The 14,273-nt window shown below is 46.0% G+C and carries 6 protein-coding genes; all 6 read right to left on the reverse strand.

The window, feature by feature from the left end; all coding sequences use genetic code 11:
- Positions 1–1,443: 1,443 nt before the first annotated feature.
- Positions 1,444–5,445 carry a GH32 C-terminal domain-containing protein gene (locus tag E0698_RS19040; protein WP_192512581.1) on the reverse strand — a complete coding sequence of 1,334 codons (4,002 nt, stop codon included), beginning with the start codon at positions 5,443–5,445 and terminating at the stop codon, positions 1,444–1,446.
- Between the two features lie 190 nt (positions 5,446–5,635).
- Entirely contained in the window at positions 5,636–7,909 is a 2,274-nt protein-coding gene (locus tag E0698_RS19045) for a GH32 C-terminal domain-containing protein (protein ID WP_192512582.1), read from the reverse strand.
- The gene (locus E0698_RS19050; protein WP_192512583.1) at positions 7,906–10,374 is read right to left on the reverse strand and encodes a PfkB family carbohydrate kinase; all 2,469 of its coding nucleotides are present in this window, start codon (positions 10,372–10,374) and stop codon (positions 7,906–7,908) included. The genes E0698_RS19045 and E0698_RS19050 overlap by 4 nt, the downstream gene beginning before the upstream one ends.
- 24 nt (positions 10,375–10,398) lie before the next feature.
- Positions 10,399–12,024 (reverse strand): ABC transporter substrate-binding protein, encoded by a 1,626-nt coding sequence (locus tag E0698_RS19055; protein WP_192512584.1) that lies wholly within the window; start codon positions 12,022–12,024, stop codon positions 10,399–10,401.
- 125 nt (positions 12,025–12,149) lie between these two features.
- On the reverse strand, positions 12,150–13,046 hold the full coding sequence (locus tag E0698_RS19060) for a carbohydrate ABC transporter permease (RefSeq protein ID WP_192512585.1): 897 nt from the start codon (positions 13,044–13,046) through the stop codon (positions 12,150–12,152).
- A gap of 13 nt (positions 13,047–13,059) precedes the next feature.
- Positions 13,060–14,013 (reverse strand): ABC transporter permease, encoded by a 954-nt coding sequence (locus E0698_RS19065; protein WP_220027953.1) that lies wholly within the window; start codon positions 14,011–14,013, stop codon positions 13,060–13,062.
- Positions 14,014–14,273 lie beyond the last annotated feature (260 nt).

Below are 14,273 nucleotides of genomic sequence, written 5' to 3' on the forward strand. Positions count from 1 at the left end.
AATCAGTATGAACGGTTGTACCGAAAACCCGCTTGAAATTCTCGACTTTGGGTGTCCATTCTATTGACAGTAGTCCAGATATGGATAAGGTAAACTTAATAGTCTCATGGCAGCCTCAATTCACATAAGTTGAACAGATTTCTTAAGTACTGTTATCTTTTCCGCTCAGAAATAAAAGCAATTGAGCGTGTATGGGGTATGACTTGTCAATATTATTCTTTAATAATCCACCATCTTTTATATAAGCTTGAACATACTTCTTATTTAGATCGTCACGAACGTAAACCACTCTCATATCCGAACCAAATCGAAAACTTGATCCAGATGGCTATCATTCAGAAATTAGTAAAGCCATCAAAGACGTTAAAAACAGGAGTCAAAGGGAACGAAATCAATATCATGACGAAATGGAAGAACACTGTAAATTGCAGAGAAAGGAAGTCAGACAACAAGTATTACGCTTGAAGAAATAATTCCCTTTTTAGTCTGCAATTAAAGCTCGGATGATAAAAATAACATTAACAATGCTTCTTGAAATAAATAAGGGCTACCTTTCATAGGGAATAGTCCCTTTACTAAATAGATTTAATTATTTAAATGGATATACCGAAACCGAAACTTCTTCTTTTCGATGTTTAAGCGTATGGTTACTATCCTAGTTACATGGATCGCTATTTTGCAGAACATAACATCAATCAATCAATCTGTGCAAGAAGGGATATCGAAATACTTATGGCAGGGGCAGTGTGCTTTGTCAGCTTCACTTACTACATGTCCATGATTTCAAGTGCGGAGCCCGAACATCTTGAAAAGACTGCCACAACCTGGTGAGAGGATTAAATAACCCGTATCTATAAAGCCCCGAACTGGGGATGGCAAAGCCGATCGGCATACCTGTAATAAAGCTACCAAGCACTCCTCCTGCTACTGCTAGGTAAACAGTCGTCATAATAATGAGAGGTATGGAACCGAGTAAAACTGCATGATGATCAAGATCAGAATGAGAAAAACAACGATGTTATGTGTTTAGAACTTCACGTAAAATCTCATGCTTTACCTGGAACGAACCTTCTTCTTGATTAGCAAAAAAGGCATACCCTTCAGCTGAATATTAAACAATATCATGAAACCTTTCTCTGACTAAGGTTAGAAGTCATTATTTCTTCATTAATGTGCGCTCACCAAGCTATAATCCCTTGGCTCCGCCAAGGGATTATAGGCTTTTGTTGATTGTTTGTTTTAATCCCAGAGTTATAAAGCACGTCATTTGCTACACCGAATCATTAAATTAAATACATTTTTATCTCCCATCCAAATAAAATTGATTTAGCTTCGTTTTACAAGTACCTGCGTCTCCTTTGCCATTTCGAATGACAAGCTGCTCTGACTATTCGGTTTGCTTGGGGTGACTGTAGGACTCACGGGTGTTCTGTATTGACAAGGTCAGTTGTTGGTCTTCTTCTTTACCTGAACAGGTACGTTGAAATCATCGACGTTAATATGTCCAAACCCGCCTTTGGAGAGGTCAACCACCTTAATGTAAAGCTCCTCTCCGATATAATCCGACGCATCCCAAATTTTCCGTTGATATTCTTCATAATTGGTCGCTGTCTCTTTAAATAATTCTTTGCTATCCGACGCCCGAACCAGCGCAACATACAGATGGTCTATATCCCGACCGCCGCTGATAAGGAAGTTCATCTTACCGTTCCCACCAAGGACGAAATTTTGAGATCTTAGTGTTCCTGTCAAGCTGTCGCCGCCGGCTTGCTCGTTGAAGCCCCACAAATGGTAGCCGCCCGGAATTTTATGCGACGGGTTGAAGTAAATGGTGTCCCAGAAGAACTGGGTATTGGTCACATGGACATTCTGGAAGGCGTCTCCTTCCGTCATCCATCCTGTTAAGTCGCCTGTAGCAAAATCATGGTTAGGCAGCTCTGTAATATCCTTATACACGGAGTTATCCCAGTTATCGGGCACATAGACCGGAGCAGCCGGTTTACCCGTTAAGGCATTCATATCCCATACTTGCATAGACTTGACAGTGATATCGCCATCGGCCCAGATCTGCAAGCCCAAGGAGTCGTATCTGCCTACATAGACACGAGTTGTCAGCTTCTTCTTGTAATTTGCAAAGGCTTCAATGACCGAGCGATCGAGAAAGATATGGAGTTTCAAGTTCTCTCCGTCAAGATCTACATATCCTCCTTGAATGCCGTCCACACGCACATCCGGATCAATGCTGCTCTTGGTTCGATCCACATTGAATGTCCCGTTCTTCTTGTCGTAGTAAATGAGCGTCTCTTCTTGGCCTTTTTCCGAGCGTCGCACCTTGAGACCGAATTTCTGGGCCTCACGCGGATCAATCTCCATCACAATCTCTAGCATGTCGCCTTTGACATTTTTAATCAATTGATTGGCACTCTCCAAATTTTTGTCCGAAAAATCAACCCATTTTTTCCCTCGAAGGCTCTGCAGTTCTTTAATCGGTTCGACATGCAATTTATCATGCTTATCGAGGCTTAGGGAAAACGGCAAAGATAAATTATGAGCCCATCCGGATTGATATTCGGCTTGCGGTGTTCTTACATTTTGCACCATGGAGAATACGACCGTTCTTCCGTCAGGTGTAACCAGACCGCTCTCTGCGGTTAAATAGCCGTCACCTACATCCATTTTGGAGGGTGCCTCCTGATCAGGAATAAATTTAAAGTTATCCCGGTCCCAGGTCCCGATCCAGTAAAAGACCTCAACATCTCTTTGCACATCGTTCGCTGGAGGAACATGCTCCGGCTTTTCATGGGGATTAATCATGAAAATATATTTTTGCTTGCCCGTACTATCCGTGCCTAACGGCAATAACACTGGCAGCTCCCATACCGTACCCAACTCCGGATAACGGCTTCTGTCACTAACGTATAATGGCCCCTTATATTCCCAATTGTACATATCGTCGGATACATACACCAAAGCTGTGCCGCTGCTGAAGTCTGGAAGGCCAGACGTCACTAACTGATACCACTTGTCCACCTCTTTGTCGTACCATACAAACGGATCACGGAACTCGTTATGGATTCCTTTCCCGTTCTGCTCCGTTACCGGCTTAGGATATTTCACCCATTTTTCCAAATAGGGATCGGACAAATCCGCCGGAGTTGCCAGCCCTGTTCTTTGGTTCGGCGACAGGGAGTCGTTGCCGGCGGTATAGAACAGGACAGGATTCCCATTTCGATCATACGCTGCACTGCCTGACCACGTGCCGTCCGGATCAAGGGTGCCCGCTTCGGGCGCAAGAGCAGGTCTTACATTTTCCCAGTTCACCATATCGTCACTCACCCAATGCCCCCAGTGGATTTGATGCCAGTATGGACCTTGCGGGTTATGTTGATAAAATAAATGGTATTTGCCGTTATAATAAATTGGTGCATGTGCTTCATTCATCCAATTTTGCGGAGCCATCGCGTGGTACTGGGGACGGTGCTGATCTCCGTCAAACACACTGGGATCCTCATCAATGTCCGCATTCGGAATTTTCGGAATCGAACCTCCATGAAGCGCCTTCACGCTCTCATATCCAGCAAGTATCTCCTGGTTCGTAAGGGCTTTATTATGCAGCTTCACTTCATCTAGGAGTCCGCTGAACATATTGAAGGAGAACAACCCTGCCAACTCTACAGGTTTATTATTTTTCCCGATGATCAGGCTTTCGGTAGATGGTGTGATCGGAACGTTGACGGGGGTTGCTTGGGAAGCCACTTCCTCACCGTTTAGATATAACTTAATCTTTCCATCTTCTTTACTGAAAGTAGCGGCCACATAATTCCACTTGTATTTTTCCAACGGGTGATCCTTTACCCATACCTGAATCCACTGGCCGCCAATGCCTACCTGCATCGACCATGTACCGTGCCGATACATTCCAAGAGAAAAGCCTTCCGCTTTATCCTGATCGGATTGGTTTACGATCGCAGACAGCTTGTTTCCGTCTCCCCATTCATAGCTGCGCGGTGCAACCCAAGCTTCGATGGTTAACGCGTCGCTTACAGGCACAGTATCCTTTTCATTGACCTCAATATAATTCGAGTATCCATCAAACAATAAGGCGCCGCCTTTTATTCCGCGCGGAGTCCATCTCGGATCCTTCGATGCCATATACCTGGCGGTGCTAAATACATAGTTCACATCGTGCTTAAGATTGTGTACTTTCTCCAACGCTTTCTTTCCTGCGCCTTCATCAAGATTTAAGTAGAAAATGGTACCCCTACCACTTGCTTGGAAACTATCAACGGCAATGCTGGCTTCATTGGAATGATCGACAACCTTTACATAGAGCTTCTTGTTGTAGTGTTCTTGCACTTTCCATGAGATTTTCTCGTTCGCGCTGACATTCCCGGTTTTCATAAGCAATGTGTTGCTGTTCGCATCGTAAAGTGCGACATATGCGTTTTCCGGTTTGAGGATATCCAAAATAGTGAAGTTAATTGTTCCGGTTCCCTGAAGCGTGAAAGTATTGGAGGTGATGGAGCCCTTTCCTTGCACGGAGGATTTGGCATAGAAGTTCCCTTCTTTGCTCGCATGAGCTTCATCGGTCACTTCAAAAGCATCTCCCTCAACCGTCCAGCCATCAAGATTTCCGGTTTCAAAGCTTGGATTATCGATTTCATAGCGTTTGGAATCTGGCTTGATATCCGTAGCAACAATTCCTTCAGCTGGCTCCGATTCATGGTACATGGAGAAAGCGTCCGCAAAAATTATTCCCCAATCCGAGGTTGCATTATCGACGACCTCCACATACAGTTTCTTGCCCAAATATGTGGAAAGATCCGCCTTGTATTGCACCATATTGGCAAGCCGCATGCCCAGCGCGGGATCCGGGAAGCCAACGTCGGCGAATGCGCTATTTCCGTATCGGGCAATAACTTGTCCCGTATCGACTTCCACAATATTTATAAATACCTTGTCTGGGTTCTTCGCACCGCCAAGCCTGAAGCTGATCCAGCCGCTGCCGCCCAGCTCGAAAGTGCTGGAACGAAGTACACCTGTCGCAGATTCGTCATACTTCCAGCCGTTTAAATGATAAGCGCCTTCCTGGTTATACGGTATTTTTTCCGCCCACCAAGTCGTTTCGTCGGTTACGCTATTCGGACCGAACGCATTGCCTTTGACAACAGTCCATCCCGTCAAATCTCCTGTTTCAAATCCAGGATTCCGGATTTGATAGACCGAATCCGTAACTGACAATCCCACGTCATTCTTAGGAATATTTTTGATTTGATAAACCGCATCCGTAACCGATGATCTCACATCATTCTTAGGAATGGGCGTTTCTCCAGCAACAGTTCTAGATTCGGATGCGGCAGAGATTCCCGGAACAACAAGCTGGAGAACCATAGCCCATATAACCATTCCCGATATCCAAGATTTTCTTCTTTTGGTTTTCCTCATTCTCGAGCCTCCTTCGAAACTTGTTATACTTGCGAACATCGATACCTCATTTCGAAATGCTCTCCTTGTACAAAGTGAATAGTCATGAAGAAGGGAGAATATGAATGAAACGTTTCCAATCGGAGGAATGCAAAGTTACTTGATCATTTGCTGCATGACCCGATTGGTAAGGAGCGCCTAAGCAATCGTCTTACCAAATGGACTGCATATCCCATATATCCAAGGATTTAACAAACGCTTCTCCATCTCCCCAAATCTCGAGTCCCAAAGCATCCATACGGCTCGGGTACACCCGGGTTGTCAGGCTTTTCAATCCGTTTGCATAGGCTTCGACCATGGAGCGGTCCAAATAAATATGAAGCTTCAGATTCTCCCCAAGTAGCTCCAGCTTACCGCCCTGAACCCCTCTGCACTTTTCTCCCGGATGCAGCGTCGTTTTCGACCGGTCAACCACGAGCATCGCTTGATTCCAATCATAATACAGCAGAGTTTCTTCCTCTCCGTCCGGCGTACAACGGACCTTGATTCCAAATTGTTTGGCGCTGCCGGGCTCCAATTCCAATTGAATCTCAAGCATGTCACCATGAACATCCCTGAGCTGTACATTAGTTTCAGCCAATGACTGGTCCCGAAGTGATAGCCGCTTGGCGCCACGCAGCGATTGAAGCTCCTGAATCGGCTCTATTCCCAGACGTCCGTCATCCCTCAAATACACGCTTAACGGCAAGCCGCCGTTATGAGCCCAGCCCGACTTATATTCCATCTCGGACGTCCGGTCGCCTTGGGCTATCGTAAAGACGATATTTCTGCCGGTCTTCGGATCAACCATTCCGCTCGGTCCGGTAAAATGGAAATCCCCGACGTCAATCAATTGAGGCTCTTCTTGAACGGGGATGAACGAAAGATTTTGCTTGTCAAGTTGCCCGATCCAATAGAACACCTCGACATCCGCTCCCTTCCCCACAGGGCTGACAAGCAGGAGATGTTTGTTCACCCCCTGCTTGTCACTGCCAAGGGGAAGAAGCACAGGGAGCTCCCAGATGGGTCCAAGGTAAGGAAACTTCTGAATATCTGCTTTAAAAAACGGCCCTTTATACGTCCAATTCAGCATATCCTGTGACGCAAATGCCAGTGCTGCTCCGCCTTCGATTCCGGACCCGACCAGAGCATACCAGCCGTCATCGTCCTTCCATACGAACGGATCCCGGAAATCCCCAAATGCGCCCATTCCCTTCTTCTGCACGATCAACGGCTCCGGATGTTTGACCCAGTGAACCAGATCCGGGTTTCCGTCAAGGGTATAGGTGCTTCGGGCAAGCGCCACGCTCTGATTCGGCGAAGCGCTGTCATTACCTGCCGTAAAGAACAGGACAGGCAGGCCGTCTGCATCATAGGTCGCGCTTCCCGACCAGATCCCGTCCGGTGCGAGCTGATCCTTTTCGGGCGCCAGGGCCACGGGTAGATCACGCCAATGCACCAAATCCTGACTTACCCAATGTCCCCAATGGATCTGATGAAAGAACGGCCCATGCGGGTTATGCTGATAGAACAAATGATATTGCCCGTCAAAATAGATCGGTGCATGGGGTTCGTTCATCCAATGGGCTGGCGGGCTAACATGATATTGCGGTCTGTGCCGATCAAGCAGCAGTGGCGTCCGGTCCAGCTTGATCTCGTCATAGTTTAATTGCGGCCGGATACCTTCGTGAAAGGTATCCAGCACATGCCGATAAGAAGCGGTCACTTCTTCCGCGCTCAGAGCCCGATTATAAATCTTGAGTTCATCAACGATACCGCTAAACATGTGCAGGCTGAACACTTCCGCCAGCAGGCTGCTATGGTTATTCTTGCCGATAAGAAGATCCGAGTCCGTCGCCTCAGCCAGGCGGGAACCACGAGGCAAGGCTGCCGAAGCAATTTCACTGCCGTTCAAATACAGCTTGATTTCCCCTTGGTTCCCATCGAACACAGCATTCACGTATGACCATTCATTCTTGGGCAGTTCATGGCCGTCCGGCGACCAAAGTTCCTTCCAGTCCCCTCCTTCCAGCCCGACTTGGAAGGACCAGGAACCGTGACGGAACATGCCGAGCAGATAACCCTGCTTGCGATCCAGGTTGTAGCGGTTCACAATGGCGGACAATTTGCCATCATCCCCCCATTCATAGGAGCGTGGGGCTATCCATACTCCAATGCTTAGCGCTGATCGATACTCTGGCTCGGTGTTCTGACTTCCCTCATCGAACGAATGCGCAATGTAAGTCGAATAACCATCGAACAGGAGCCCATTTCCAATTACTCCCTGTCTCCACCGTGGAGGGCAAGGTTTAGTAAACTCCGCTTGGTTAAATACGTACTGGATATTATCCTGGACTTGGGATACGCTCTCCAGAGCGCTTGTACCGGTTTCTTCATTGAATGCCCAATACATGATCAATCCCCGATTATCGGTTGCATGGCTCATACCTCAACCCTCCTTGATGTCTGCTCCGTTGGACCATTGGGAATATGAATGGAGTTAAGAGCATGCATATGAAACGAGTTCAGTACAACTTCCCCTGATTTCGTACTTATCTCAATACGATCCATCGGAGCATCAGGGAATATTTGATCCGTCAGTGCAACCAAACCCTCATTCGCGTACACTTCAACCGCGTTGCGATCCAGCCAGATATGCAGCTTGATCTTTCCATTCTCCGGAACCATTCTAGCACCGTGCTTGCACGCAAACGACGGGTGGAAGTCAGTCAGGCCCGATTTCGAACGGTCGATGAATAGCCATTGGCGCACAGGGTCATATCCGATAATAGTCTCACTTTGCCCAGAGGACTTCATTTTGATATGAACCTCATCCCCGGAACGAATGTCGATATCCGCTTCAATCTCAAGCAGAACATCATTCATTTTTTGCGTAAACGGCACCGCTGGCGTAACCTTGACCTCATTCCAGCAGAGCGTTCCTTTTCGCAGCTGCTCTATTTCCCGGACAGGCATTTGAGTCAGAACTACGCCCTCGTCTCGGCTGGTCAATGATAAGACGCGAGGTAGAGTCATTGCGCCTCTCCAGGCTCCGGTAGGCGTTTGGTTGGCATATTTCCAGTTGCTCATCCATCCGATGATCACGCGCCGTCCGTCTTGCTCAGCTATATCCGACCAAGTGACCCCCGCATAATTGTCCCGGCCATAATCCAGCCACAGGATATGATCGGCCGGATTGTCATTGATGAACGTATTTCCGTCGAACTCTCCGATAAAGTATTGCGTGCGTGAGCCTTCCGGACAGTTGGGATTATCCCCGATGCTTATGATAAGTACCCATTTGGAACGCCCGCTGTCATCAATCGGCAATTCAAAGAGATCAGGGCATTCCCAAACTCCGTCATGCGAGCCTTCATTCTTTCCGAATTCGCCTGACAACGACCATTCACGCAAATTGTCCGAACGATAAAACCGAACGTGGTCTCCCGCGACAAGAGCCATAATCCACCGCTCACTTGGCGAATGCCAGAACACCTTGGGGTCCCGGAAGTCAACCATATCATACTCGGCGAGTATTGGATTCCCCTCATATTTGTGCCAAGTTCGTCCTTTATCGCTACTGTAAGCCAGGCTTTGCCGCTGGCGAGGTTGTCCGGTCTCCGGACAGATGTCTGCATGAGTGAAGAGCGCGATCAATCCATGGGAACCATCGAACAGTCCGCTGCTATTATTCCAGTCAACCACACAGCAACCGGAAAAAATTGCGCCATGCTCATCCGGGAACAGAGCGATAGGCATATGCTCCCAATGAACCAAGTCTGGGCTTACGGCATGACCCCAGTGCATCGGTCCCCATTGATTGCTATAAGGATGGTGCTGATAAAACAGATGATAGACTCCCTCGTAATAGACTAATCCATTCGGATCATTCAACCAATGGGAGTGAGGTGAAAAATGAAAACCCGGCCTTAATATATCATCATCGTGCTGTTTATTTGTCTCGATCATCTGTTTAATCTCATCTGTCGTCGGCATAGATTGAAGAGCCCCTTTCCGTGTGGTTACTAATGCACCGCCGGCATTAGCAAAAGTTAGCATGCTGATGATTTGCTGTTTGGTCAACTGATTCAAAGAAACACCGGCTTCCAGTATCTTATATAACAAGCAGCCCAGAAAAGCGTCGCCGGCTCCTGTCGTATCGATGGCCTTCACTTGAAAACCTGGCACATATCCGTCATGACCAGCCAACCGGTAATAGCAGCCTTTTTCCGCTAAAGTTACGACGATCCAGGCGATGCCGAATTGTTGTTGCAGCTCTAAGGAGCCTTTTTCCACATCAGTTGTACCAGTTATAAAGCGGAGCTCATCTTCCGATATTTTCAGGATGTCGGCATACTTCATCCCCCAAAGGATATTCTGTTTCGCTTCCTCTTTACTCTCCCATAAAGCAAACCGGATATTCGGATCGAATGAAAGCAGGACTCCTGCCTCTTTAGCCTTCACAACTGCCGCTCTTGTTGCCGTAAGGGCCGGCTCATGGGTCATCGACAAAGAACCAAAGTGCAGTGCATGGCAGTTTTCAATCCTATCAAACGGGACATCCTGCGTGCGCAAGTATGTATCCGCTCCTGGCTTCCGGTAGAAGCTGAACGATCGGTCTCCGTTGTCATCCAGATGGACAAATGCCAGCGTTGTATTGGCTTCATCTGTAAACGAAAGCGCAGACACGTCGATGCCGCCGTTCATCAAGGTATCGTGTAGCAAGGAACCGAATCGATCATCCCCAACTTTGCTAATCAACGTCGCTCTAGCTCCTAAACGGGATAGAGCAGCTGCTACGTTAGCCGGAGCCCCTCCAGGATTGCATTCAAACTGCTCGTTGCCTCCCGCTGTACGACCTGATGGAGTAAAGTCTATCAATACTTCCCCAATGGTTATTACATCAAGCACAGTTTCTCCCCACCTATCCTTTGATTATTTATTTTTTAAATTTGCATTATAACGGTCCATCCCTTTTTGATAGATCTCCATCAATTCGTTCAGACCCATCTTCTCCAGTGTCTTTAGATAACTATCCCACTGTTCATCCACGCCGCCATCAACGATGAACTTGCCTCTTTGGGTATTTACATATCTAATAAGTTCTGGCTCAATCCGATTGATTTTATCTAGTTCATCCGGCTCAAAAAAGATACTCGGATAGTTTTCATTTTTCATATAAGGTTTGTAATATTTATCTAAATAGTCAGCACGCTTCTGAGCCCGGGGTTCCATATCAACAACTTTTCCGAAGTCATCGATAGTAATAACGCCCGGTCCACCTGTACCTGGAGCTACTTTTTGACGGAATTCACCTGCAGAGGTTCCATCAGGAAGCGGCAGGTTCACCAGTTTTCCTTTTTTATCCTCCTTGAATACGATATCCAACGGACCCCAGTGAATTTGAGTCGCCATGTAAGGATCATATTGTTGATCGATCCAACGCATCGTCAATGCCGGATAACGGTTCTCCTTTGTGATCATGAAGGCGCCGCGTCCCGGACCGCCACCGTTGCTGCGGCCGATCATTTGATCTCCATTCGGACCTTTAAGCGGGGGAAGCAGAACATAATCCTTACTGCGCTCCGGTCCAACAACTTCTTCCACTTCCCACCAGACGTAGGAGCCAAGCGTTTCATCTGGTGTTTTGCCTTTTGCTAAATATTGAGCTGCGTCCTGGGTGAACGATTCAGGGTCTATCAGACCCTGCTTATACCAGTTATCATGGATATATTTTAATGCTTCCTTATATTGAGGTTGCGAAGCGGTAAAGATGACTTTGCCTTCGCGGACGATCCGATGTTCCAAATTATCCGGAAGACCGAAAGCTCCGAATATCCCGCCAATGTCACTACACCACTGCATGTGCATAAAGCTTAATGGGATTTCATCAGCCTTGCCATTGCCATTCGGATCCTTCGTTTTAAAAGAAATTAAAGCTTGCGTGTATTCATCCAGCGTCTGAGGTACTTTTAGGCCCAGCTTATCGAGCCAATTTTTATTTATGACGTGAAAGAAGGGGTTGATGTCGAGATTATTCTCCTCCCATGATGGGAGTCCGTAGATGTGTCCGTCTGGCGCTGTGATGGCTAATTTAATGTCAGGCCGACGATTGAGAAGCGCTTTCAAATTAGGCGCATATTTATCAATTAAATCCTCCAACGGAATGATGGTTCCGTCCTTTCCATAATTGATTAGATCGTAATCTGTGAATCCAGCTCCGTAAAATGCGTCTGGCAAATCTCCGCTGGCCAACAACAAATTTTTCTTCTCTGTGAAGTCAGTATCTGGAATGTTATTCCAATCAATTTTGACATTTGTTTGTTTTTCTAGCCGCTTGAAAATTTCCATTTTTGAGTAATCCGGCGCTAAAGCAGCTTTCGGGGAGACCATCTTTAAGGTCACCGGTTCTTTAACAATCGGAAGACCGGTTTTATTAAAATTCGCATCCTGATCCGGATTTACCATCTGATTTTTTGACTCGCCACCGCCTCCCGAACATCCGCTAAGCGCAAACACTCCGGCCAGCATTAGAATTCCAGCACTTTTGAATAATTTCATCGTACATAACCTCCTTTATGTCATTCCACAAGCTGAAAACTTCCCTTGCCCTTGTTATATATTTGTCTGAATGCTGGATCTATCGATTCTGTTGCACATTCCCCCTTTCAGGCACCATGACAATGTTAGCCTTTGATCGATCCGATCATCACGCCTTTAACAAAGTATTTTTGCAGGAAAGGATACAAAATCAGCAACGGTAGACTGGATACCATGATGACACCATATTTGATAAGCTCTGTAACGCGCATCTTCGCTGCGTAAGATTCCACGTCTATCATCATGCCCGAATTGGCCTGATTCTGGACAAGAATGTTGCGCAGAATCAGTTGCAACGGATACTTGTTTTCGTCGTTCAAGTAGATCAAAGCGTCAAAGAAACCATTCCAGAAGCCGACAACATGGTATAGTACCATTACGGCTATAACTGACTTAGACAAAGGCAATACAATGCTCCAAAAAAATCTGGTATTGGAACAACCATCGATCGAAGCTGCCTCCCACATTTCATCTGGGATGGTCGACTGAAAAAAAGTCCTTACGATAATGACATTGAACACACCTCCCGCTCCAGGAATAACAAGTGCCCAGATCGTATTCAGCATGTGAAGATCTTTGATCAGCAAATAGGTTGGGATCAGCCCTCCACTAAAAAACATGGAGATCAGTAAAAACCACATAATCGCCGATTTTCCCGCCAGTCCTTTACGAGCTAACGGGTAAGCTGCACATACGGTCACGGCTACTCCGATTAATGTTCCTAGACCCGCATATAAAATCGAGTTGGCATAACCAATCCATATAGATGAATCACTGAATATCCGCCCGTATCCATCCAGCGTAAAACCCTTTGGAAAAAACCATACTTCTCCTGAGTAGATGAGATTGGGGTCACTGAGTGAAGCAATCAACACAAAATACAACGGGAATAATACAAGCAGCATAACTATGGTCAACATGACGTAGTTGACGATGTCAAACCACATGTCTCCCTTGCTTTTTCTCTTTAATAATTGATTCAAAATGAACTCCCCCTTACCACAGGCTGGTTTCAGTCAACTTTTTGGCGATCCGGTTGACGGTGATTATCAGGATAATATTTACAACTGAATTAAACAGACCAATTGCCGTAGAAAAGCTGTATTGTGCCTTTTGAATCCCGATTTCATAAACATAGGTCGGAATGATATTGGAAGTGGCATAATTCAAATCGTTCTGCATAAGGAAAGCCTTTTCAAAACCGATGCCCATAATGTTACCGAGTGCGAGAATCAATAAGATGACGATCGTCGGCAAAATGCTTGGAATATCCACATGCATTACGCGCTTCCATTTGCTTGCTCCATCCATTATCGCGGCTTCATGCAATTCTGGATTGACCCCTGCCAGCGCAGCAAGGTAAATGATGGTAGCAAAACCTGTCTCTTGCCAAACCCCTGATAAAATATACAAAGGACGGAACCAACCTTCGTCGGCCAAAAACATAATGGGGTCTCCTCCGAACAAGGTGATGATGTGATTCACGATTCCGCTGTTTGGAGACAGAAAAACATTAAGCATACCGACGAGCACTACGGTAGATATAAAGTGTGGTGCGTAAATTACAGTTTGTACAATTTTCTTGTATCTTTTGGCCAGCATCTGATTCAACATAATCGCTATAATAATCGGAGCTGGGAAGCTAAACACAAGCGATAGAACACTGAGTGTAAGTGTATTCGTCATAATCGTCCAGAAGTTATAGGAATCGAAAAAATCAATAAAGTGCTTAAAGCCTACCCACTCGCTTCCCCAGATCCCCCGACTTGGTGAAAAATCCTTAAAAGCAATTTGTATTCCATACATCGGATAGTACTTAAATACGAGATAAATAATAATGATTGGCAGCAAAAACAGATACAGTTCATAGTCACGTTTGATCTGGTTCCATATTTTGCGATTTGGCTTGATCGTGGAATGATCCAACTCACTAGTTCTTGAATTCACCATTACACTCCCTTTCTTGTAAAAGGATATTTTCATTTTTGAAACGTTTCCAATTTATAATAAGAAAAACGTCAGTCGGTGATCCATACCATAAATCCACCGAATGAGCTGAAGTTTTTCCAATGTAAAAAAACTTGCCTAAGATAACGGGAGACGATACATTTGCTGATCCAAACTTATTCCTTCGATCTTTTAACAGAGTAGTCTGATTGTCAAATGAAACGCTTCCAATTTTCTATAAGAAAAAGTCAAGTTTGCATATC

Source organism: Paenibacillus sp. 23TSA30-6, assembly GCF_014858585.1.
GTDB lineage: Bacteria > Bacillota > Bacilli > Paenibacillales > Paenibacillaceae > Paenibacillus.